Genomic DNA, 22,061 nt, shown 5'->3' with positions numbered 1-22,061 from the left:
CGTCGGGGGGACGGCTTGCGCGAAAGGAAAGTCAAGAAGGGGATCTGCCCGGCGGCCAGGGGGTGGCTCTGCTCGGGTGTCCGGGGGATGTAACCAACCCGGCCGGCCCCGCATTCCCCGGGCGCTGGCCTCGGGCCACTCCTCGGGGCGGGATTCGCCGTGGGTATGCCATGTACAACGACCCGACCCCGCCCGTGATTCCGCCGCCCGGGTGGCCCCGGCCACGGGACGCCGCAGGCCGAACGGGACGCCGCTGGCCGAACCGGGCACCCCGAACCGGACATCCGGCACCAGACCGGACGGCCCGGGGAACCCCTCGGTTCCCGTGTCGCGGGCATCCCGGGGAGCCGAACCTCGCACCGGCCCGCCCCGGCCCGGAAAGGGCGGGGCCATCGGCGAGCCCTTCCGAGCTGATGTCGTAGACGATTCTGTAGCGACCGGCCGGGGACACGGGCCTCTGTGGAGGACGGAGGGCGGCGTCTGTCACGATGTCCGGTCATGGAGATCTGGCACAACCTGGCCTGCTCGAAGTGCGCCGGCGCGCGGGCCACTCTGGACGAGGCCCGGGTGCCGTACCGGCTGCGGGCGTACCTGGAACGGCCGCCGAGCGCGGCCGAGTTGACCAGCGTGCTGCACCGGCTCGACGCCCGCGCCTGGGACATCTGCCGCACCGGGGAACCGGCCGCGGTCGCGCTCGGCATGGCCGACTGGCCCCGCGACGACGCCGCCGAGCCACGCTGGATCGAGGCGATGGTGGCCCACCCGGAGCTGATCCAGCGTCCGATCCTGCTGCTCGACGACGGGGGCGCGCTGGTCGGCCGTACCCCGGAGGCGCTCGACGAGGCGGTCCGCCGGACCGGAGCGGAGCGCGGCGACTGAGCAGCCGCGGGTAGGGCCCGGGGACGGACCGAGGGCGTTCCGGCCCCGGGCCGGCCGCGTCCAGGTCAGGCCGGGTCGTCGGCCGGCGTGGCGCTCCCCGCGGCCTGCGCGTGCCGCTCGCGCAGCCGTTCCCGGATCTCCTCCGGGGTGTACGCGCGGCGACGCCGCTCGGCGCGGGCGATGACCACGCCGGTCGCCGCGACACCGGCCAGGCCGGCCAAGCCGAGTACCTTCCACCACCGCATCCGTTGTCGCATCGGCCTAGGGTAGTCGTCCATGAGCGAGCGCAGCGAACGAAGCGCCGGGGCGACGGCATGAGCATCAGCCTGGACGAGGCCGTCGACCTGACCCGTACCGGAGACGTGTGGGTGTTCCGCGGCCGGAGCGTGCCGGACCGGGCCATCCAGCTCACCACCAACAGCCCGGTCAACCACGTCGGCATGGCGGTGGTGCTGGACGACATGCCGCCGCTGATGTGGCACGCCGAGCTGGGCCGGTCGCTGCCGGACAGGTGGACCGGCACCCACCAGCGCGGCGTGCAGCTGCACGACCTGCGCGACGCGGTCTGCGTCTGGGCCAACCGGTACGGCCAGCGGGCCTGGCTGCGCCAGCTCGACCCACCGGCCGACGCCGACATGGAGCAGGCGGTGCTGCGTACGGTCGCCCGGCTCGACGGCACGCCCTTCCCCTCCACCGCCCAGCTCGCCTGGCGGTGGGCGCGGGGTCGGGTGCCGCAGGTGCGGCTGCCCGGCCGCCGGGAGCGCTCCGGGGTGCCGGTGCGGGACCGGGCGCTGGAGACCGCGTACTGCGCCGAGGTGGTGGCGGTGACCTACGAGGCGATGGGCCTGCTGCCGGCCGGACGCCGCCCGAACTGGTACGACCCGGGCCGGTTCTGGAGCGGCGATGACCTGGACCTGGCCGGCCGCGGCAGGCTCGGCGCGGAGATCGAGGTGCGAGTTCCGCCGCGCTGAGGGTTGCCGATGCCCGGCGGCCAGCTTCTTGTTCGGTTCGCTGGCGGCCGTCGCGCTCTCCTTTGTCGGCGCCGCCCCGGACTACCGGGAACGGGAGTTGGTCGCGGCGAACGCGCTGATCGAGGACGTGGAGCCGGTCTCCGTGCTGCTGACCATGGTGGCCGTGCAGTGGGAGTTCCTGGACAGCCAGGGTCGGGCGGTGCCCGGCGACCGGTACCGCTACCTGCTGCGCACCACCGGGGACGGCCCGGTCATCTGCACGGTCATCCGCGCGGCGTGACCACCGCCGTCGGCACCCAGAAGCGGAGGTTGCCCTGCCGTTCGTCCTCCAGGACACCGCCGTTGCGCTCGATCACCCGGCGCGAGGCGACGTTGTCCACATCGCAGGTGAGCAGCGCGGAGGCGATGCCGAGCCGGTGTGCCACCGGTAGTGCCGCCCGCAGCATGGCGGTGGCGTGGCCGCGTCGCCGGGCGCTCGCCCGTACGTCGTAACCGATGTGGCCGCCGGCCTCGTGCAGGTACGGCGTGAGGCGGTGCCGGATCGCGATCCGTCCGAGGTACTCGTCGCCCTCGGCCCACCACAGTGTCGTGTCGGGGACAAAACCCTCCGGGCGCGGTGTCTCCTCGAGGCATTGCGCGTGCAGGTCCGCCACGTACCGGGCGAAGGCCGCCGGGTCGTGCCACCGGTCGGCGTACCGGCGGATCTCCGCGCCGACCATCGTGTTGTCCTGGCGCCCACCGCGCCCCTCACCCTGAAACTCGGCCATCGCGGTCAGGAAGCTGGCGTGCACCCGTTCGGTGGGCGGGGTCAGTGCGGGCATGACCCGATCAGACCCCACGCGGCCTCGGGCGGCCACCCGTTTTCCGGCCCGGGCCGGCCGGACGGACCGTACCTGGTGGGCCTGTTCGTATCCGAGGAGATCGCTGGCTAGGCTGGCGCGTCTGCTCCGACAAGGGGGACCTCATGTCCGACCGCTCGGCCCCGCGGCCGGGGGCGCGATCCGCACCCGCCGTGCTGGCGTCGATGCCGTGGATCGTCGTGCTGCTCGGCACCGGTCTGCTCGCCACCCTGCTGGTGTTCGCCCTGCTCTCCTTCCGCGGAGCGGAGCACCCGGCGGCACCCGAGCCGGCGCCGCCGATGTACCTGCCGAGGATGCCCTCCGTGACGTCGTCCCCGACGCCGGCCGGCGACGCCCCGCTGCTCGCCGTGGACACCACCCCGTCCCGGACGGCCAGCGCCACCGCCACCCCGTCGGCGCGCGCCAGCGCCCGCCGGCCCGACGCGACGCCGAGCACCCGCGCTCCGGTTCCCGCCGACGCCGGCCGGGTGAGTGCCCACTACCAGGCCACCTCCAGCGGCCGGGACTCGTTCTCCGCCCAACTGACGGTGCGAAACACCACCGGCGGCGCCCGCGAGTGGCAGGTGGAGCTGATGTTTTCCGGCAACGTCAAGTCGGTTCGCGCCTCGTCCAGCTCCGGGGTGTCGGTGCGCACCCGGGGCAGCGGCTGGTTCGTGCTGAGCGGCACGAGCCCGCTCCCGGCGGGGGAGACCGCTGTCGTGTCGATGACGTTCGGCCGGACCGGCAGCGGTGACCGGCCGGGCCAGTGCACCGTCAACGGGGCCGACTGCACCATCGGCTGAGCGGCCGGACGGCCTCCGTACTGTCAGGACGGTTGCGGCCGGGTGACCTCCCCGTGCCCGTGGCGCTGTCCGACCTGCCGTCGAGTTCGCCGTAGCGGGCGCCGGTCACCGGCGGTACCGGGTGCTGGACACCTTCGACGATGCCTTCATCGGCGAGGTGCTGCTCTCCAACGCCGCCACCGGGCCCCGCCCCTGGACGGTGCGCGGTCGACGGCGCCGGCCGCGCCGGGCGCTGACCCACCCTCCTCATGCCGCGGAGGTGACCTCCCCCGACCGCCGGGACGACGGCCCGTTTCGCAAGGCCACTGCCTTGTTGCGACTCTGTTTGCAAGGTATTGCAGAATGTTTCGGCAAGGGCTAGCGTGCGGGCGAATCAGCGACCAGAGGAAGGCCGTCGATGAAACCCCCGCCGATATCTCGCAAGGCGCTGCTCGCCTTGGCTTCCACCCTCACCCTCGCCCTCGTCGGCGCCCCGGTCGCCGTCCACCAGCTCAGCGCGGACGCCACCGACCGGGCGTCCACCGTCGACGTCCTCGCGGCGGCCGGCGCCGCCCAGTGGGGCGCCGAACCCTCGACCGAGGCCCTGCTCCGCGCCGGCACCGGCACCGGGAGCGCCGAGCAGTTCTACTTCGTCCTGCCGGACCGGTTCGCCAACGGCGACCGGCGCAACGACTCCGGCGGGCTCACCGGCGACCGGCTCCGCACCGGCCTGGACCCGAAGGACAAGGGCTTCTACCACGGCGGCGACCTCAAGGGCGTCATCGACAAGCTGGACTACATCCAGGGCCTGGGGACGACCGCCATCTGGCTCGCCCCGGTCTTCAAGAACCGCCCCGTGCAGGGCAGCGGCGCGGACGTCTCGGCCGGCTACCACGGTTACTGGATCACCGACTTCACCCAGGTCGACCCGCACTTCGGCACCGACGAGGACATGCGGAAGCTGGTCAAGCTGTCCCACCAGCGGGGCATCAAGGTCTACCTTGACGTCATCGTCAACCACACCGCCGACGTCATCCGGTACGCCGAGGACAAGTACGCGTACATCGACAAGAAGACCTCGCCGTACACCGACGCGCAGGGCAGTGCCTTCGAGGACCGCAACTACGCCGACGGCACCCGCGACTTCCCCAAGGTGAACAGGGACGCGGGCCCGTACACCCCCACCTTCGCCGACCCTGCCGACGCGACGGTCAAGGTGCCGGCCTGGCTGAACGACCCGACGATGTACCACAACCGCGGTGACTCGACCTTCGCGGGCGAGAACAGCGAGTACGGCGACTTCTTCGGCCTGGACGACCTGTGGACCGAGCGTCCCGAGGTGGTCGAGGGCCTGACCAGGGCGTACGGCGACTGGATCGCCGGCACCGACGTCGACGGCTTCCGGCTGGACACCGTCAAGCACGTCAACCTCGACTTCTGGCCGCAGTTCAGCCGGGGCATCAAGCGGGCCGCCGACGCCGCCGGCAAGAAGGACTTCTTCATGTTCGGCGAGGTCTACAGCGCCGACCAGGAGGTCACCTCGACCTACGTGCGGCGCGGCGGCCTGCCGGCCACCCTGGACTTCTCCTTCCAGGAGGCCGCGCGCGGCTACACCGCCGCCGACGGCTCCGCCAAGGCCCTCGCCGACGTGTACGCCCGCGACGACCTGTACGCCGCCCGGGACACCGGCGCCAACCGGCTGACCACCTTCCTCGGCAACCACGACATGGGTCGGATCGGCTCCTTCATCGCCGCCTCCGGCGGGGACGACGCCACCCAGCTGCGCCGCGACCAGCTCGCCCACCAGCTGATGTTCCTCACCCGCGGTCAGCCGGTGGTGTACTCCGGCGACGAGCAGGGTTTCACCGGCCCCGGCGGGGACAAGGACGCCCGGCAGGACATGTTCGCCAGCCAGACGGCGGACTACCTCGACGACGACCTGATCGGCACCACCCGTACCCACGCCGGCGACCAGTACGACTCCGGTCATCCGCTCTACCGCACCATCGCCGAGCTGGGCACGCTGCGCCAGGCCCACCCGGCGCTGCGCGACGGCATCCAGGTCACCCGGTACGCGGCCGACGGCGCCGGCGTGTTCGCCTTCTCCCGGATCGCTCCGGCCGACCGCACCGAGTACGTGGTGGCCGTGAACAACGCCGCCAACGCGCAGACCGTCTCCGTGGACACCTGGTCCGCCGGCACCACCTTCACCGGCATCTACGGCGGCTCGGCCACCGCGACCGCCGGCGCGGACGGCAAGCTCGGCCTGACCATCCCGCCGATGTCCGCCGTCGTCCTCAAGGCCGGCCGGCCCGTCCCGCAGGCCACCGCCGGGCCGGGCGTCACCATCACCGGGCCCGGTGCCGACCCGGTCGCCACCCGGGCCGCCGTCACCGCGCAGGTCACCGGCGACCCGCTGGCCACCGTCACCTTCGCCGCGCGGGTCCCCGGCGGGAAGTGGACGCTGCTGGGCAGCGCGCACAAGGCCCCGTACACCGTCCACCACGACCTGGCCGGCCTGCCCGGCGGGACGAAGGTCGAGTACAAGGCCGTCGTCCGCGACGGCAAGGGGCGTACCGCCAGCACCCGCTCCACCGGTGTCGTCGGCACCCCGGCACAGAGCTCGTCGCGGGACTGGGCGGTGGTGCACTACCAGCGCCCCGCCGGCGGGTACGACGACTGGGGCCTCTACTCCTGGGGCGACATCGACCCGGCGTACGCCACCGAGTGGCCCAAGGGGCAGCCGTTCGCCGGTGAGGACTCCTACGGCCGGTTCGCCTGGGTCAAGCTCAAGCCGGGCGCGAAGTCGGTCGGCTTCCTGGTGGTGGACAAGAACGGCACCAAGGACGTCGACAAGGACCGCACCATCGACGTGACGCAGACCGGCGAGGTCTGGGTCAAGCAGGGCGACCCGACGCTCTACCCGACCCGGCAGGCCGCCACCGGCGAACCCGACCCGCCGGTGGACGAGGGCACCGCGGTCATCCACTGGCGCAAGGCCGACGGCAACTACGACGGCTGGGGCCTGCACCTGTGGGACGGCGCCGCCACCCCCACCGACTGGTCGAAGCCGCTCGCCCCGGAGAAGGTCGACGCCTTCGGCGCGGTCTTCCGGGTGCCGCTGGCCGGCGGGGCCACCGGGCTGAGCTACATCATTCATTCCAGTAACGAGAAGGACCACCCGGAGGACCAGCGGCTGGACTTCGCCGGCGCCGGGCGTGAGGTCTGGCTGCTCGCCGGGGTGAAGGGCCGGCTGCTGCCGTCCAGCTCCTCCGGCCCGTCCGCCGACCTGGACATCACCAGGCAGAAGGCGCAGTGGATCGACCGGTCCACCGTCGCCTGGTCGACCGGTCCGACCGACGGCCGGCAGTACGCCCTGGTGGCCGCCCCGGCCGGCGGGCTGAGCATCGCCGACGGCGAGCTGGCCGGGACGTACACCTCGCTGCCGCTGCGGGCGCAGCGCAACGGGCTCACCGAGGCCCAGCGCGCGGCCTTCCCACACCTGTGGTCCTACCGCGCCTTCACGCTGGACCGGGCCGACCTGGACAAGGTGCCGGCGGCGCTGCGCGGGCAGCTCGTGGTGACCGAGCGGGACGCCGAGGGCACGCTGCTCAACGCCACCGGCGTGCAGATCCCGGGCGTGCTCGACGACGTCTACCGGCCGGCCACCGACTCGCGGCTCGGCGTCACCTTCGCCGACAGGGTGCCCACCCTCGCCGTCTGGGCGCCCACCGCCCGGACGGTGTCGCTGCAACTGTTCGACTCGCCGGCGGCGCAGCCGCGGACCGTGGCGATGAGCCGCAACGACCGCACCGGCGTCTGGTCGGTGCGCGGCAGCCGCGACTGGAGCGGCAAGTACTACCGGTACCAGGTCGAGGCCTGGCAGCCGGCCACGCAGAAGGTGGTCACCGCCTCGGTCACCGACCCCTACTCGGTGGCGCTCGCGCCGGACTCGACGCACAGCCAGATCGTCGACCTGTCCGACCCGTCGCTCGCGCCGCAGGGCTGGGCGACGCTGCGCAAGCCGCCGGCGGCGCCCGCGTCGAAGGCGCAGATCTCCGAGCTGTCGGTCCGGGACTTCTCGGTCGCCGACAGCACCGTCCCGGCCGAGCGGCGGGGCACCTACCTCGCCTTCACCGACCCGGGCACGGCCGGGATGAAGCACCTGAAGGCGCTCGGCGACGCCGGGGTCAACTACCTGCACCTGCTGCCCTCGTTCGACTTCGCCACCATCCCCGAGCGGCGGGCCGACCAGCGGCAGCCGGACTGCGACCTGGCCGCGCTGCCGCCGGACTCCGACAAGCAGCAGGCCTGCGTCGCCGCGGTGGCCGACTCCGACGGCTACAACTGGGGGTACGACCCGCTGCACTACACCGTGCCGGAGGGCGGGTACGCCGTCGACCCGGCCGGGGCGCAGCGGACCACCGAGTTCCGGCAGCTGGTCGCCGGCGTCAACGGCGCCGGACTGCGCGTGGTGCTGGACGTGGTCTACAACCACACCTCGGCCTCGGGCGCCGACCCGAAGTCGGTCCTCGACCAGGTGGTGCCGGGCTACTACCACCGGCTCCTCGAGGACGGCAGCGTCGCCAACTCGACCTGCTGCGCCAACACCGCCCCCGAGCACGCCATGATGGGCAAGCTGGTGGTGGACTCCCTGGTCACCTGGGCCAGGCAGTACAAGGTGGACGGCTTCCGGTTCGACCTGATGGGTCACCACCCGAAGGCGAACATCCTGGCCGTGCGGGCCGCGCTCGACGAGCTCACGCCGGCCCGCGACGGGGTGGACGGCAAGAAGATCCTGCTCTACGGCGAGGGCTGGAACTTCGGCGAGGTCGCCAACGACGCCCGGTTCGTGCAGGCCACCCAGGCCAACATGGCCGGGACCGGCATCGGCACCTTCAACGACCGGCTCCGCGACGCGGTGCGCGGCGGCGGCCCCTTCGACGGCAACCCGCGGATCCAGGGCTTCGCCTCCGGCCTCTACACCGACCCCAACGGCGACACCGTGAACGGGACGGCCGCCGAGCAGAAGGCCCGGCTGCTGCACTACCACGACCGGATCAAGGTGGGGCTCACCGGCAACCTGCGGGGCTACCGGTTCACCGACTCGTCGGGGCGAGAGGTCACCGGCGCCCAGGTGGACTACAACGGCTCGCCGGCCGGCTACACCGCCGCGCCGGGCGAGGCGGTCACCTACGTCGACGCGCACGACAACGAGATCCTGTACGACGCGCTGGCGTACAAGCTGCCGCAGGGAACCTCGGCGATCGACCGGTCGCGGATGCAGGTGCTGGCGTTGGCGACCACCACCTTCGGGCAGGGGGCGGGCTTCGCCACGGCCGGCTCCGAGCGGCTGCGGTCGAAGTCGCTGGACCGCAACTCGTACAACTCCGGTGACTGGTTCAACCAGATCCGCTGGGACTGCGCACAGGGCAACGGCTTCGGCGCCGGTCTCCCGCCAGCGCAGGACAACAAGGACAAGTGGTCGTACGCGAAGCCGCTGCTGGCCGACCCGAAGCTGGTGCCGGACTGCACGGCGATCAACCTGGCCGACGCCCGGTACGCGGAACTGCTGAGGATCCGGGAGTCCTCGCCGGTGTTCGGGCTGACCACCGCCGACCAGGTGCAGCAGCGGGTCGCCTTCCCGCTCTCCGGCGCGCAGGAGACGCCGGGCGTGCTCACCATGACCCTGGACGGCCGTGGGCTGGACGGGAAGTGGAAGTCGGTGACGGTGGTCTTCAACGCCACCCCGGAGGCGGCGGAGCAGACGGTGGCCGGCCTGCGCGGGGCGGATGTGGACCTGCACCCGGTGCTGGCGAACTCGGCCGACCCGGTGCTGCGGACCGCTTCGTTCGACAAGGCGAGCGGCACGTTCACCGTGCCCGCGCGCAGCGTGGCGGTCTTCGTCCAGGGCTGATCCCACGACGATCCGGCCCCCTGCCACCGAGGTGGCAGGGGGCCGGACGTCTGTGCGGAGCCGTTTACTGGACCGTGCCTCAGTTGAAGCAGTCCTTGACGGTGCCGGCGCAGTTGGTGGGGTCGTTGTTGGTGACGGTGGATTTTTCGTCGAGGCGGACCTTGCCGTCGTTGTTGAGGATGCCGCCGGCGACTCGGTGGAGCTTGGAGCTGTCGGTGGCGGTGTTCTTGGTGACGTGGGTCTTGGTCAGGGTGACGGTGCCCTTGTTGTTGAAGATGCCGCCGCCGTTGAGGGCGGTGTTGCCCTTGATCTCGGTGTCCCGCAGGGTCAGGGTGGCGTTGTCGCCTTCGCCTTCGGGCTTGTCCTGGTAGCCGTCCTTGAGCTCGACGTCCGGGTCGCCGTTGAAGATGCCGCCGCCGAAGCGTCCGGCGGTGTTCTCGACGATTTCGCTGTCGGCGATGGTGGCGGTGGCCTCCTGCTCTTCCTGCTCCTTCTTGTCACCGCCGTAGGACGGGGCTTCCTTCTTCTTCTCGCCGCCGGTGTTGACGATGCCGCCGCCGTCCTTGCTGGCGTGGTTCTTGGCGACGGTGACCTTCTCGAGGTCGAGGTTGGTGTTGCGGGCGTAGATGCCGCCGCCGCTTTCGCAGGCGGTGTTCTCCTTGATGCTCGACAGGACGATCTTGACGAAGCCGCTGGAGCTGAACACGCCGCCGCCGTTGTCGTCGGCGGTGTTGCCCTCGATGGAGGTCTTGAAGATCTCCACGCTGCCGGCCTCGTCGCGGCCCTCGATGCCCGGCCAGTAGCCCTTGTCCTTGTCCTTGCCGTGTTCCTTGTCCTTGTCCTTGCCGTGGCCGTTGGCGATGCCGCCGCCGTTCTCGCCCGCGGTGTTGTTGGTGATCCGGGATTCCTTGACCTTGAGTACGCCGACGTTGAAGATGCCGCCGCCGTTCTCCTGGGCGTGGTTGTTCTCGACCTTGCTGTCTTCGAGGTCGACCCGGCCGAAGTTGGCGATGGCGCCGCCGTTGCCTTCGGCGTTGTTGCGGGTCAGCGTGGTCTTCTCCAGGTGGGCGCTGCCGCCGCGCTCGACCAGCAGCGCACCGCCGTCCGCTTCGCCGTCCTTCTTCTTCGGCGGTGTGGGCATCGCCGGGGCCGCCTGAGGAGCGTCGGCAGCCTGCGGTCCCTGCGGGGCGGCCTGGACTTGCGGGGCGGCCTGGCCCTGCGGGGCGGCCGGGCCGCCGGGGCCCTGCGAACCGCCGTACTTGAACTCGGCGGCGTTGCCGTCCTTGAGGGTGAGGTCCTTCAGGGTCAGGTCGCCGCCGTCGGCGACCCGGAAGAGCCGGAAGGCGTCCTCGGAGTCCCGCTTGATCGTCGCGTCGTTGCCCTTGATCGTGATTTCCTGCTTGATCGTGGGCAGACCCGTGCCGGACTTCTTGTCGGAGAAGCTCAACTCGTAGGTGCAGCGCGGGGCCAGCTTCAACGTGCCACCCTGGTCCCGGTTGGCCAGGTCGACCGCCTCGATCAGCTTCTCGTCGTCACAGGGCACCTCCCGCACCCGCCCGTGCTCGTCCCGGTCCTCGCCACGCTCGTCCCGGTCCTTGCCACGCTCGTCCCGGTCCTCGCCACGCTCGTCCCGGTCCTCGCCGTGCTCATCCCGGTCCTTACCGTCGTCCTTTGTGAGCTGCTGAGCCGTGGACCACTTCAGGTCGGTCAACCGGTGGGCACCGGTGGCCCCGGTGGTCGCATAGGCGACCCCTGCGAGGCTGACCGCTCCTGTGAGGCCCACAACGCCGGTGGCGAGCCAGAGCCGGCGACGACGGATCGGGGAGGTCGTCTCACGGTTGGCGTCATCGTTATTGCGAAGGTAGTTGGACATCGGAGCTCTCTGCCCTCTCCTTGTACCCGACAAGGTCGCTTCGCCACGGCGAGGCGGCCTTCGCTACAAATCGGTTGTAGCTGCTGAAGAAGACCATATGAGAATCTTCTTCGCCTCGTGGGCGTATGCGAGAAAAGCCCACATTAGGTATGTGGGCGGTGCGGCCGACAGCACGGCGGACGGCCGTGCAGCAGAGGTGTCACGGGTGGCGAAGAGCGCTGCGGAGGGCGGAAAGGGCGCGCCCACTTCCGACGGCACGCATTCGTGACGCGCGCGACGCGCCACCCGAGTGGACGACCCGGGGAGGGGAGTCCCTTCCCGCCGTGGCGGAAAGGGACTCCCGTGGTCATCCGCCGGTCAGTTGAAGCAGTCCTTGACGGTGCCGGCGCAGTTGGTGGGGTCGTTGTTGGTGACGGTGGATTTCTCGTCGAGCTTGACCTTGCCGTCGTTGTTGAGGATGCCGCCGGCGACTCGGTGGAGCTTGGAGCTGTCGGTGGCGGTGTTCTTGGTGACGTGGGTCTTGGTCAGGGTGACGGTGCCCTTGTTGTTGAAGATGCCGCCGCCGTTGAGGGCGGTGTTGCCCTTGATCTCGGTGTCCCGCAGGGTGAGGCGGGCGTTGTTGCTGTCCTTGTCGTCGGGCTCCTCCAGGAAGCCTTCCTTGAGCTTGACGTCCTGGTCGCCGTTGAAGATGCCGCCGCCGAAGCGTCCGGCGGTGTTCTCGAGGATCTTGCTGTCGGCGATGGTGGCCGTGGCCTCGTTCTTCTCGTCCTTCTGTTCCTTGTCGCCGTACGGGGCTTCCTTCTTCTTCTCCCCGCCGGTGTTGACGATGCCGCCGCCGTCCTTGTCGGCGTGGTTCTTGGCGACGATGACCTTCTCGAGGTTGAGTTCGGTGTCGCGGGCGTAGATGCCGCCGCCGCTGTCGCAGGCGGTGTTCTCCTTGATGGTCGACAAGGCGATCTTGACGAACCCGCCGGAGCTGAAGACGCCGCCGCCGTTCTCGCCGGCTCGGTTGTTCTCGATGGAGGTCTTGAAGATCTCCACGCTGCCGGCCTCGTCGCGGCCCTCCACGCCCGGCCAGTCGCCCTTGTCCTTGTCCTTGTCGTGTTCCTTGTCCTTGCCGCGGCCGTTGGCGATGCCGCCGCCGTTCTTGCCGGCGGTGTTGTTGGTGATGCGGGACTCGCCACCCCCATCGTGGGAGGACTCGTCCTTGCCGTCGGAGGACCCACCCTGACCGTGGGAGGACCAGTCCTCGCCGTCGGAGGACCCCTTGACCTTGAGGACGCCGACGTTGAAGATGCCGCCGCCATTCTCCTGGGCGTGGTTGTTCTCGACCTCGCTCTCGTCGAGGTCGACCCGGCCGAAGTTGGCGATGGCGCCGCCGTTGCCCTCGGCGTTGTTGCCGGTCAGTTCGACCTTCTCCAGGTGCGCGCTGCCGCCGCGGTCGACCAGCAGCGCGCCGCCGTCCGCTTCGCCGTCCTTCTTCGGCGGCTTGGGCATCGCCGGGGCCGCCTGAGGAGCGTCGGCAGCCTGCGGACCGCCGGGGCCCTGCGGACCGCCGGGACCTTGCGGCGTGCCGTACTTGAACTCGGCGGCGTTGCCGTCCTTGAGGGTGAGGTCCTTCAGGGTCAGGTCGCCGCCGTCGGCGACCCGGAAGAGCCGGAAGGCGTCCTCGGAGTCCCGCTTGATCGTCGCGTCGTTGCCCTTGATCGTGATTTCCTGCTTGATCGTGGGCAGACCCGTGCCGGACTTCTTGTCGGAGAAGCTCAACTCGTAGGTGCAGCGCGGGGCCAGCTTCAACGTGCCACCCTGGTCCCGGTTGGCCAGGTCGACCGCCTCGATCAGCTTCTCGTCGTCACAGGGCACCTCCCGCACCCGCCCGTGCTCGTCCCGGTCCTCGCCACGCTCGTCCCGGTCCTCGCCGTGCTCATCCCGGTCCTTACCGTCGTCCCGGTCTTCGGTCGGGCCGGCATCGCTGACGTTCTGCTTCGGCGCCGCCTGCGAGTCGCTGGCCCGCTGTGCGTCGTCGGACTTGTCGTTGTCGCGGGCAGCCAGCCCGCCCAGTGCCGCCAGACCGACGACGCCGGTCAGGCCGGCCACGCCGGTGGCGACCCACAGCTTGCGTCGCCTAGTCGACGGCGCGGCCGTTGGGGCCCCGCCGTCGGGAGTCGTTACGTCGTTGGACATCAGAGCCTTCCGCCCTTTCCTGCTACCAGACGGCCTCGTACCACCCGAGCGGCACGAGCAGCTACAAATGGGTTGCAGCCTGTTATCCACACCGTATGAGAAGGATCCTCGCGACGCGGACGTATCCGAAAAAAGCCCGCATTCCCCTCACGCGGGTCGGGTGGGTGCAGCCGGGCGCAGGACGTAGAGAAGGTCGTGAGCAGCGCAAACGACGGCGGGCCCCGCCACCGGTGTCAGGACGACGGAAACGTCGCAGACAACGGGGGCGGGGCCCGCCGGGGGTCGTACCGGGTCAGCCGGGCAGGCGGGGGCCCGCCTCGCGCTGCTCGGCCAGCCAGGTCTCCACCTCGTCGGAGCGGCGCGGCAGGCCGGCCGAGAGGTTCACCGCGCCGGTCGCGGTGACCAGGATGTCGTCCTCGATCCGCACGCCGATGCCGCGCAGTTCCTCGGGAACCAGCTCGTCCTCCGGCTGGAAGTACAGCCCCGGCTCGACGGTCAGCACGTAGCCCTCGCCGAGCGCGCCGTCGCGGTAGTGCTCCTTGCGGGCGTTGGCGCAGTCGTGCACGTCGATGCCGAGCATGTGGCTGGTGCCGTGCAGCGTCCAGCGGCGGTAGACCGTCGAGGCCGGGTCCATCGCCTCGTCCACGCTCACCGGGAGCAGGCCGAGGTCCTTGAGCGCCTCGGCGAGGACCCGCATCGCGGTCAGGTGGACGTCCTTGAACACCACGCCGGGCTTGATGATGTCGATGCCGGCCTGCTGCGCGGCGTACACGGCGTCGTAGACCTGGCGCTGCAACGGGGTGAACCGGCCGTCGACCGGCAGCACCCGGGTGACGTCGGCGGTGTAGAGGTTCCGGTTCTCCACGCCCATGTCCATCAGCAGCAGCTCACCAGGACGGGTGGCGCCGTGGTTGTGCACCCAGTGCAGGATCGTGGCGTGCTCCCCGGCGCCGACGATCGAGCCGTACCCGACGTCGTTGCCGTCGTGCCGAGCGCGCAGCGCGAAGATCCCCTCCAGCAGCCGCTCGGAGACCCCGCGGTCGGCCGGCAGCGCCCGGGCCACGTCCTCGAAGCCGCGCACGGTCGCGTCCACGGCCTCCTGGAGCTGGGCGATCTCCCACTCGTCCTTGACCAGCTTCAGCTCGGAGATCGCGATGGCCAGCTCACGGTCGCGGGCCGGCTGGCCGTCGGCGCGGGGGCCGTCCCAGGGCCGCACGGCCGCGTCCACCCGGGTGTCGAACCCGCGCAACACCCGGGTACGCCCCGGCGCCACCCCGGCCAGCGCCGCGTCCAGTTCGGTGAGGTCCGCGGTCGGCAGGCCCAGCTCGGTCGACTTCTCCTCCAGGGTGTGCCGCCGGCCCACCCACAGCTCGCCGTGCCGGCTGCGGAAGAACTCGTCCGTCTCGCGGGACGAGCGGGGCCGCATGTACAGGGTGGCGTCGTGCCCGGAGCCGGTCGGGCGCAGCACGAGCACGCTGTCCGGGTCGTGGTCGCCGGTCAGGTACGCGAAGTCGCTGCCCGGGCGGAACGGGTGGTCGGTGTCGTTGGCGCGTACCTTCTCGGTGCCGGTCGGGATGACCAGCGTCTCGCCCGGGAAGGCCGCCGAGAGCGCGGCCCGGCGCTTGGCGTGGTTGGGCACCTCCGGGCGCGGCCCGACCGGCAGGGTGCTGTCCCGCCAGCCCTGGCGCATGAAGTCCAGGAACGCCTGCGGGAAGTCCGGGTCGTGCGATTCGGTGCCGTCCGCCGGCTTTCCGTTCGTCCGGTCCTCGGTCATGGTCCGCTCCCTCCGCCTCGTCGCTGGTCCAGACGGTACCCCTCGGGTCTCGGGCGGGAGAGCCTGCGGTGCCGCGACGGCCGCTCCGCGCGCGTGGAAAGATGACCACCATGTGCGGACTCCTGGCCTTCTTCAGTGCGCGCGGTGACGCCGCCGCTCACCGCGACAACATCGCCGGGGCGTTGGAATGCCTGCACCACCGCGGCCCGGACGAGACCGGGGTCGAGGTGGTCGGGGACGCCTCCGGCCGGTACGCGGACGGGGTGTTCGCGCACAAGCGCCTGGCGATCATCGACGTGGCCTCCAGCCACGAGCCGCTGCCGTACGCCGACGGCCGCTACCTGCTCACCTTCAACGGTGAGATCTACAACTACATCGAGCTGCGCGACGAGCTGGTGCGCACCTTCGGCGCCCAGTTCGCCACCTCCGGTGACGGCGAGGTGATCGTCGCCGGCTACCACTACTGGGGCGAGCAGGTGCTCACCCGGCTGCGCGGCATGTTCGCCTTCGTCATCTGGGACCGGCAGGAGCGGCGGGCCTTCGGCGCCCGGGACTACTTCGGCATCAAGCCGCTGCACTACCTGGAGACCGCCGACGGGCTCTACCTCGCCTCGGAGAAGAAGGCGCTGCTGCCCTTCGCGCACTCCAGCTACGAGGGCGACGCCGGCATCGACGCCGCCAGCCTGAGCCACTACCTGACCCTCCAGTACGTGCCGGAGCCCGGCACCCTGCACAAGGGGATCCGGCGGATCGGCTCGGGGGAGTACCTGACCTGGAGCCCGGGCGGCCGCATCGACGTGCGCCGGTGGTACCGGCCGGTGTTCCGCCCCGCCCCGGTCGCCGACGAGCAGCGGCTCTTCCAGGAGATCCGGGAGACGCTGCGGGAGAGCGTCCGGATGCACATGCGCTCGGACGTGCCGGTCGGTTCGTTCCTGTCCAGCGGCATCGACTCGACCGCGGTGGTGGCCCTGGCCCGGGAGTTCAACCCGAACATCCTCACCTTCACCGTCGGGTACGACGTGCCCGGCTACTCCGAGATCGACGTGGCCCAGGAGTCGGCCCGGCACCTCGACGTGACCACCATCCCGACCAAGATCGGGCCGCAGGACATGATCGACGCCCTGCCCAAGATCGTCTGGCACCTGGACGACCCGGTGGCCGACCCGGCGCTGGTGCCGCTCTACTTCGTCGCCAAGAAGGCCGCCGAGCACGTCACCGTGGTCCTCTCCGGCGAGGGCGCGGACGAGTTCTTCGGCGGGTACACGATCTACCGGGAGCCGCTCTCGCTCGGCGCGGTCAACGGCCTGCCGGGCGGGGTGCAGAAGGGCCTGCGCGCGGTCTCCAAGGCGATCCCGGAGGGGGTCAAGGGCAAGAGCTTCCTGGAGCGTGGCACCACCCCGATCGAGCAGCGCTACTACGGCAACGCCCGGATGTTCACCGAGGAGGAGAAGCAGCACCTGCTGCGCCGCTACGACCCCTCGGTCCGCTACACCGACGTGACCGCGCCGATCTACGCCGAGTGCACCGAGCTCGACGACGTCACCAAGATGCAGTACGTCGACCTCTACACCTGGCTGCGCGGCGACATCCTGGTCAAGGCCGACCGGATCTCGATGGCCCACTCGCTGGAGGTGCGGGTGCCCTTCCTCGACCGGGCGGTCTTCGACGTGGCCGCCGGCATCCCGGTCGACCTGAAGCTCCCGCCCCGCTCGGACGCCACCAAGTACGCGATGCGCCAGGCGTTGCAGGGCGTGGTGCCGCCGGCCATCGTCAACCGCAGGAAGCTGGGCTTCCCGACCCCGACGCGGGTGTGGCTGCGCGGCGATATGTACGAGTGGGCCCGGCACGTGCTCGCCACCTCCGGCGCCGGCGACCTGATCGACCTGTCGTACGCGATACGGCTGCTGGAGGAGCACAAGCGGGAGGAGGCGGACCACTCCCGCAAGGTGTGGACCGTGCTGATCTTCTGCATCTGGCACGCCATCTTCGTGGCCAAGACCCTCGACCCCGGCATCCAGCGCAACCAGTCCGCCCTGCTCACCAAGCCCGTGGTCGGTTCCATGGTCCGCTGACGGCCCGCGCACCCGCCCGCTGACGGCCCGCGCACCCGCCCGCTGACGGCCCGCGCACCCGCCCGCTGACGGCCCGCGCGCCCCCACCGTCGTTGATCAAGAGGTTTGCGTCTGCCGGAGTCGTCTCCGCTGACGCAAACCTCTTGATCGTTTCAGCGGTCCGCCGGGCGGCGGCCCGGCACGCGTCATCCCACCACGCCCCCAGCGACCCGGCGCAATAGCCGTTGCTCGATACGTGGAGACGGGGCTTCGCCCCCGCCGTGGCGGGCACTGTGCCAGCCTGGTACGGAGCGACGGACGCTGGGAGGCGATGTGGGATACGCGGTGGTGCTCGGTGAGGCGTTGGTCGACCTGCTCGACGCCGAGTGCGAGGGCCGGCCGGTGTTCCGGCAGGAGATCGGCGGCGGCCCGCTCAACGTCGCCGTCGGGGTGTCCCGGCTCGGCGGGGCCGCCCAGTTCGTCGGGTCGTTCGGCGACGACGTGCTGGCCGGCCGGATCCGCGGCTTCCTCGATGACGCCGGCGTCGGGCTGGCCGGCGCGGTCACCGTCCCGGTGCCGACCAGCCTCGCCGTCACCACCCATGCCGGGCCCGAGCCCGACTTCCGCTTCTACGGCGAGCCGCCCTCGTACGGCCTGCTCACCGCCGACGACCTGGACGTGGCCCTGGTCGAGGGCGCCGACGTGCTCTACTGCGGGTCGGTGGTGCTGCTCTGCCCGCCGGTGCTCGCCGCCGCGCGGCGGGCCTGGTCGCTCGCCACCGGCCTGCGGGTGTTCGACCCCAACGTGCGGCCCCGGCTGCTGGACGGGCCGTCGACGCTGGACCGGCTGCGGGAGGTGGTGGCGGAGTTCGCCGCCGGGGCGCACCTGGTCAAGCTGAGCGGCGCCGACGCCGAGCTGCTCTATCCGGGTGAGCCGGCCGAGGGGGTCGCCGCGTACCTGCGGGAGCTGGGGGCGGGCACCGTCGTGGTCACCCTCGGCGCGGACGGCGCGATCGTCGCCGCCGGCCCCGACCCGGTACGGGTGCCCGCACCGAAGGTGCGCGCCGTCGACGCGACCGGCGCGGGCGACTCGGTGATGGCCGCGCTCGTCGCCGACCTGCTCGTCGACGGGGAGCCGGCCGAGCCGACCGGCTGGCACCAGCGGGTCGCGTTCGCGCTGCGGGTCGCCGGCCTGGTCTGCGAGTCGCCCGGCGGGGCGTTGTCGATGCCCACCCGCGCCGAGGTGCTGCGCCGCTTCGTCGACTAGCCCTCCCGGGCCGTCCGCGCCGCCGTCCGCGCCCTCGACGGCCTCCTGACCACCCTGCGCACCACGGCCTGACCGGCCCCGGCGGCTGGTGCGGCGGTCGACGTCCCGGCGACCACGGGCGCATGGATCGCCGGGACGGCCGGGCGTCAGGGGGTGCCGTTGAGTTCGGTGAAGCCGCGCCGGGCGGCGATCAGGCCGGGGCGGGCGCCGAAGGGGGCGTCGGCGGCGACGCGCTCGGGCGGGGCGCCACCGGTGTGGGCGGCGCGGATCAGCCAGGCCAGCTCGACCAGCTGGCGGTGCTGGGCCCGGACGAACTCGGCGTCGACCGGGTCGCCGTGTCCGGGCACGACCACCGTCGCGGGCGTGGTGAGCCGCAGCAGCTCGGCCAGCGCGTCCGGCCACTGCAGGGGGTACGAGTCCTCGAAGGCGGGCGGGCCGCTCTGCTCCACCAGGTCCCCGGCGACCAGCACGTCGGCGTCCGGCACGTGCACCACCAGGTCGGCGTCGGTGTGCCCGCGCCCCGGGTGCCGCAGCACCACCCGGCGGCCCCCGACGTCGAGTACGGCCTCGGTGTGCACGGTGTGCGTCGGGGCGAGCAGCGCTGTCCCGGCCACCTCGGCGGCCAGCTCCGGCCGCTCGTCGCGCAACTCCTCGTACGCCTCCCGGCGCAGCGCGTCCGGCCGCTCGCGCAGCGCGGCGGCGGCCAGCTCGTGCGCGTACACCGGGCGGGGCGGGTCGGCGGCGAGCGCGGCGTTGCCGAAGCAGTGGTCGTAGTGGTGGTGGGTGTTGACCACCGTCCACGGGTGGCCGGTGACCACCCGGGCCGCCGCGGCCAGCTCGGCGGCCTGCCCGGCGCTGGAGAGGCTGTCCACCAGCAACGCCTCGCCGTCACCGACGACCAGGGTGACGTTGACGTCGAGCAGGGGCTCGCGCAGCACGTGGACCCGGTCGGCGACCTCCACGAACCGGAGGGTCATGGCAGCCGCGCCGCGCGAGCCACGAAGCGCTGCCGGTCGACCAGCGCCCGCTCCACCCGGCCCTCGGCCACCGTCTCGCCGCCGTCGGTGACCGTCACCTCGAACACCAGCCGCCGCCCGGTGACCTCGGTCAGCCGGGCCTGCGCCACCACCGTCCGCCCGACCGGTGTCGCCGCGCGATGCTCCAGCTCCACCCGGCTGCCCACGGTCGTCGAGCCGGCCGGCAGGTGGGTGGCGGTGGCCGCGACGGTGGCCGCCTCGGCGAGGGCGAGCAACCGGGGCGTGCCGAGCACCGGCACGTCGCCGGAGCCCACCGCCTGCGCGGTGTCGGCGTCGGTGACGGTCAGCTCCACCCGGGCGGTCAACCCGGTCGGGAAGGGGGTGTCCGGCTGTTGCTGCATGCGCTCAGCGTAGGTGCTCGGCGGTGGGCCCGGCCACGACGACGGCGAACCGGACCGCCCGCCACGGAGCGGCCGGCCCGGCAGCCGGCGGGGGCCGGGCCGGGTCGGGGAGGTCGCCGCGCGGTGGTCGGCGTCGGCGCCCGCGTCGGCCGCCGTTAACCTTGTCCGCGATGGCCGTCGTGACTGACCCCAAGCCCCCCGCCCCCACCGGACCGACCGCGTCCGCCGACGGCGGACGCCGCCGCGTGATCGCGATGACGGTCTGGGGCGTCGCCTTCGTCGCCGCCTGGCTCGCCATCGGCCTGCCGACCGACCCGGCGTACGCGTTCATCTGGATCTGGGCGGGGACCATCGCGTGGAACTCGTCCCGGCCGTGGCGCAGCCACCTGCGCTTCGCCCGGGACTGGGTGCCGGTGGTGCTGCTGCTGGCCGCGTACAACCTCTCCCGGGGGTTCGCCGACAACGGGGCGACCCCGCACGCCTACGAGCTGATCGTCGCCGACCGGGTGATGTTCGGCTGGGCCACCGGCGGCGAGGTGCCCACGGTCTGGCTCCAGGAGCACCTCTACCGGCCCGGCGTGCAGTGGTGGGACGTCCTGGCCAGCTGGGTCTACTTCTCCCACTTCGTGGTGGCGCTGGCCGCCGCCGCGGTGCTCTGGCTGCGCGACCGCGGCCGGTGGGCGGCGTTCATGCGGCGCTGGGGGTTCCTCTGCGCCGCGGGGCTGGTCACCTACTTCCTCTACCCGGCCGCCCCGCCCTGGTGGGCGGCGCAGAACGGCCTGCTCACCGAGGTCGCCCGGATCTCCACCCGGGGCTGGAAGGCGTTCGGCATGCACGGCGCCGGCAACCTGCTCAACGCCGGGCAGATCGCCTCCAACCCGGTCGCCGCGATGCCCTCGCTGCACACCGCGTTCGCCCTGTTCGTCGTGCTGTTCTTCCTCCGGGCCATCCGGAAGCGGTGGTGGCCGCTGCTGCTGGCGTACCCGCTGGCGATGACCTTCACCCTGGTCTACTGCGGCGAGCACTACGTCATCGACGTGCTGGTCGGCTGGGCGTACGTCGGGCTGACCTTCCTGGTGGTCGGGCTGGCCGAGCGCTGGTGGGCGGGCCGCAGGGCCCGCCGCCGGCCGGCGCCGGCCGCCGCCCCGGCCGTCCCCGCGCCGGTCGGGGCACCGGCGGAGGAGTCGGTGGAGCAGACCGCCGCCCGCTGAACCGTCAACGGGCGCGCCGCGCGGCGTGCGACCGGGCGGTCAGCTCCGCGGCGAGCGCCCACGCCTCCGCCAGGTCGCGGTCGTGCGCGGCGGCGCCCGCACCGCCCGCGGTGTCGGCGTGCACCGTCGCCAGCCGCAGCCGCCGCTGCGCCGGCCCCTGCACCACCCGCACGCTCTGGATCCGGGCGTACGGCACGATCGCCAGTTGCCGGGTGAGCAGACCGGAGCGTACGGCGAAGACCCGCTCGCCCAGCCCGGCGCCGAGCACCCGTACGCTCAGCGGTCGCAGCCAGCGGGCCCGGGCCGGCGGGGGCGCCAGCGGCAGAGCGGTCAGCCGTACCCCGGGCAGCACCTCGGCGACGATCTCCTCGCCGGTGCGCAGGTCGCCGACGGGCAGCAGCCGGTCCGGCCGGTTCCGGTCGTCCGGCTCGCCGCCGGAGTAGCCGGCCACCTCCAGCCGCAGCCGCAGCCAGCCCTTCATCCGCCACAGCAGCGGCCAGGTCACCCCGATCGTCTGCACCCGGTCCAGCGGCACGGTCTGCGCCCGGGTCTCCAGCAGGCCGTTGCGTACGCGCAGGCTGTCGTCCTCCCGGTCCAGCCGGAAGCTCCAGTCGTCGAGCACCCGGCGGACCGGTTGCAGGATCACGCCGGCCATCGCGGTCAGCGTGCTCGCCACCGCGATGAACGACCAGGAGCCCGCGGAGAGGAACTGCGCCGCCACGAAGGCCAGGCCGAACGGGAGCAGGAACGCCTGCGGGGTGAGCAGCTGGCTGACCAGCAGGTCGCTGTTGCGTACGGCGTGCAGCGGCCGGCCGGCCGGTTCCGGCGGCGGCCCGACCCGGTCGGCCGTGCTGCTGATCAGCCCGGAACGGCTCAACAACCCGGACTTCCGGGACACCGTGCTGCCGAAACTGGCCGCCACCACCGGGCTGCTGG

General features: G+C 72.2%; 17 protein-coding genes. 9 read left to right on the top strand and 8 right to left on the bottom strand.

Translation table 11 applies throughout. From position 1 onward, the window contains the following. Positions 1-498 precede the first annotated feature (498 nt). The gene (locus tag AB0I41_RS31785) at positions 499-879 is read left to right on the top strand and encodes an ArsC/Spx/MgsR family protein (protein ID WP_357114416.1); all 381 of its coding nucleotides are present in this window, start codon (positions 499-501) and stop codon (positions 877-879) included. Positions 880-944: 65 nt separating this feature from the next. Here the strand turns inward: AB0I41_RS31785 and AB0I41_RS31780 are convergent, their stop codons facing one another. After that, a complete protein-coding gene (locus tag AB0I41_RS31780) occupies positions 945-1,124 on the bottom strand; it encodes a hypothetical protein (RefSeq protein ID WP_357114418.1) in 180 nt (59 codons plus the stop codon). A gap of 69 nt (positions 1,125-1,193) precedes the next feature. Between AB0I41_RS31780 and AB0I41_RS31775 the strand changes: the two genes are divergently transcribed. Both AB0I41_RS31775 and AB0I41_RS31770 read left to right on the top strand, forming a co-directional pair. Next, on the top strand, positions 1,194-1,850 hold the full coding sequence (locus AB0I41_RS31775; RefSeq protein WP_357114414.1) for a hypothetical protein: 657 nt from the start codon (positions 1,194-1,196) through the stop codon (positions 1,848-1,850). 28 nt (positions 1,851-1,878) lie between these two features. After that, positions 1,879-2,130: a hypothetical protein gene (locus AB0I41_RS31770; RefSeq protein WP_357114412.1), complete on the top strand. Its 252-nt coding sequence runs from the start codon at positions 1,879-1,881 to the stop codon at positions 2,128-2,130. Here AB0I41_RS31770 and AB0I41_RS31765 read toward each other — a convergent pair. Then, positions 2,114-2,671, bottom strand: a complete 558-nt coding sequence (locus AB0I41_RS31765) for a GNAT family N-acetyltransferase (protein WP_357114410.1) — start codon at positions 2,669-2,671, stop codon at positions 2,114-2,116. The genes AB0I41_RS31770 and AB0I41_RS31765 overlap by 17 nt on opposite strands. 143 nt (positions 2,672-2,814) lie before the next feature. Here AB0I41_RS31765 and AB0I41_RS31760 point away from each other — a divergent pair, with 143 nt between their 5' ends. The 3 genes from AB0I41_RS31760 to pulA all read left to right on the top strand — a co-directional run bounded on the left by AB0I41_RS31760 (position 2,815) and on the right by pulA (position 9,388). Further along, entirely contained in the window at positions 2,815-3,492 is a 678-nt protein-coding gene (locus tag AB0I41_RS31760) for a cellulose binding domain-containing protein (protein ID WP_357114408.1), read from the top strand. A gap of 121 nt (positions 3,493-3,613) precedes the next feature. Then, on the top strand, positions 3,614-3,853 hold the full coding sequence (locus AB0I41_RS31755; protein ID WP_357114406.1) for a hypothetical protein: 240 nt from the start codon (positions 3,614-3,616) through the stop codon (positions 3,851-3,853). A 36-nt stretch (positions 3,854-3,889) separates the two neighbouring features. Further along, positions 3,890-9,388: a pullulanase-type alpha-1,6-glucosidase gene (gene pulA / locus AB0I41_RS31750; protein ID WP_357114404.1), complete on the top strand. Its 5,499-nt coding sequence runs from the start codon at positions 3,890-3,892 to the stop codon at positions 9,386-9,388. A gap of 79 nt (positions 9,389-9,467) precedes the next feature. On the opposite strand, the gene AB0I41_RS31745 is transcribed toward pulA, so the two are convergent. From AB0I41_RS31745 to AB0I41_RS31735, 3 genes are all read right to left on the bottom strand, one after another. Beyond that, positions 9,468-11,261, bottom strand: a complete 1,794-nt coding sequence (locus AB0I41_RS31745; protein ID WP_357114402.1) for a hypothetical protein — start codon at positions 11,259-11,261, stop codon at positions 9,468-9,470. Positions 11,262-11,618: 357 nt separating this feature from the next. Continuing rightward, on the bottom strand, positions 11,619-13,445 hold the full coding sequence (locus AB0I41_RS31740) for a hypothetical protein (protein ID WP_357114400.1): 1,827 nt from the start codon (positions 13,443-13,445) through the stop codon (positions 11,619-11,621). Between the two features lie 292 nt (positions 13,446-13,737). Further along, entirely contained in the window at positions 13,738-15,219 is a 1,482-nt protein-coding gene (locus AB0I41_RS31735; RefSeq protein WP_357114398.1) for an aminopeptidase P family protein, read from the bottom strand. Positions 15,220-15,329: 110 nt separating this feature from the next. On the opposite strand from AB0I41_RS31735, the gene asnB reads away from it, so the two are divergent. Both asnB and AB0I41_RS31725 read left to right on the top strand, forming a co-directional pair. Next, a complete protein-coding gene (gene asnB / locus AB0I41_RS31730) occupies positions 15,330-17,291 on the top strand; it encodes an asparagine synthase (glutamine-hydrolyzing) (RefSeq protein WP_357114396.1) in 1,962 nt (653 codons plus the stop codon). Between the two features lie 312 nt (positions 17,292-17,603). Then, entirely contained in the window at positions 17,604-18,536 is a 933-nt protein-coding gene (locus AB0I41_RS31725; RefSeq protein ID WP_357114394.1) for a carbohydrate kinase, read from the top strand. Positions 18,537-18,682: 146 nt separating this feature from the next. Here the strand turns inward: AB0I41_RS31725 and AB0I41_RS31720 are convergent, their stop codons facing one another. Both AB0I41_RS31720 and AB0I41_RS31715 read right to left on the bottom strand, forming a co-directional pair. Next, the gene (locus AB0I41_RS31720; protein WP_357114392.1) at positions 18,683-19,513 is read right to left on the bottom strand and encodes an MBL fold metallo-hydrolase; all 831 of its coding nucleotides are present in this window, start codon (positions 19,511-19,513) and stop codon (positions 18,683-18,685) included. Further along, positions 19,510-19,914, bottom strand: coding sequence for a hotdog domain-containing protein (locus AB0I41_RS31715; RefSeq protein WP_357114390.1), 405 nt, complete (start codon positions 19,912-19,914; stop codon positions 19,510-19,512). The genes AB0I41_RS31720 and AB0I41_RS31715 overlap by 4 nt, the downstream gene beginning before the upstream one ends. 170 nt (positions 19,915-20,084) lie before the next feature. On the opposite strand from AB0I41_RS31715, the gene AB0I41_RS31710 reads away from it, so the two are divergent. Beyond that, the gene (locus AB0I41_RS31710) at positions 20,085-21,125 is read left to right on the top strand and encodes a phosphatase PAP2 family protein (RefSeq protein ID WP_357114388.1); all 1,041 of its coding nucleotides are present in this window, start codon (positions 20,085-20,087) and stop codon (positions 21,123-21,125) included. Positions 21,126-21,129: 4 nt separating this feature from the next. Here AB0I41_RS31710 and AB0I41_RS31705 read toward each other — a convergent pair. Further along, on the bottom strand, positions 21,130-22,061 hold a 932-nt coding region (locus tag AB0I41_RS31705; protein ID WP_357114386.1), incomplete at its 5' end, for a PH domain-containing protein.

Origin of the sequence: Micromonospora sp. NPDC050200 (assembly GCF_040656135.1) — a bacterium.
GTDB lineage: Bacteria > Actinomycetota > Actinomycetes > Mycobacteriales > Micromonosporaceae > Micromonospora.
The sequence above is the reverse complement of the archived record's forward strand: the minus strand, read 5'-3'. Positions and strand labels throughout refer to the sequence as shown.

Excerpts from the sequence above, each read along its gene's own strand:
- AB0I41_RS31785 (WP_357114416.1), top strand. The coding sequence starts at position 499 with ATGGAGATCTGGCACAACCTGGCCTGCTCGAAGTGCGCCGGCGCGCGG.
- AB0I41_RS31780 (WP_357114418.1), bottom strand. The coding sequence starts at position 1,124 with ATGCGGTGGTGGAAGGTACTCGGCTTGGCCGGCCTGGCCGGTGTCGCG.
- AB0I41_RS31775 (WP_357114414.1), top strand. The coding sequence starts at position 1,194 with ATGAGCATCAGCCTGGACGAGGCCGTCGACCTGACCCGTACCGGAGAC.
- AB0I41_RS31765 (WP_357114410.1), bottom strand. The coding sequence starts at position 2,671 with ATGCCCGCACTGACCCCGCCCACCGAACGGGTGCACGCCAGCTTCCTG.
- AB0I41_RS31760 (WP_357114408.1), top strand. The coding sequence starts at position 2,815 with ATGTCCGACCGCTCGGCCCCGCGGCCGGGGGCGCGATCCGCACCCGCC.
- pulA (WP_357114404.1), top strand. The coding sequence starts at position 3,890 with ATGAAACCCCCGCCGATATCTCGCAAGGCGCTGCTCGCCTTGGCTTCC.
- AB0I41_RS31745 (WP_357114402.1), bottom strand. The coding sequence starts at position 11,261 with ATGTCCAACTACCTTCGCAATAACGATGACGCCAACCGTGAGACGACC.
- AB0I41_RS31740 (WP_357114400.1), bottom strand. The coding sequence starts at position 13,445 with ATGTCCAACGACGTAACGACTCCCGACGGCGGGGCCCCAACGGCCGCG.
- AB0I41_RS31735 (WP_357114398.1), bottom strand. The coding sequence starts at position 15,219 with ATGACCGAGGACCGGACGAACGGAAAGCCGGCGGACGGCACCGAATCG.
- asnB (WP_357114396.1), top strand. The coding sequence starts at position 15,330 with ATGTGCGGACTCCTGGCCTTCTTCAGTGCGCGCGGTGACGCCGCCGCT.
- AB0I41_RS31720 (WP_357114392.1), bottom strand. The coding sequence starts at position 19,513 with ATGACCCTCCGGTTCGTGGAGGTCGCCGACCGGGTCCACGTGCTGCGC.
- AB0I41_RS31715 (WP_357114390.1), bottom strand. The coding sequence starts at position 19,914 with ATGCAGCAACAGCCGGACACCCCCTTCCCGACCGGGTTGACCGCCCGG.
- AB0I41_RS31710 (WP_357114388.1), top strand. The coding sequence starts at position 20,085 with ATGGCCGTCGTGACTGACCCCAAGCCCCCCGCCCCCACCGGACCGACC.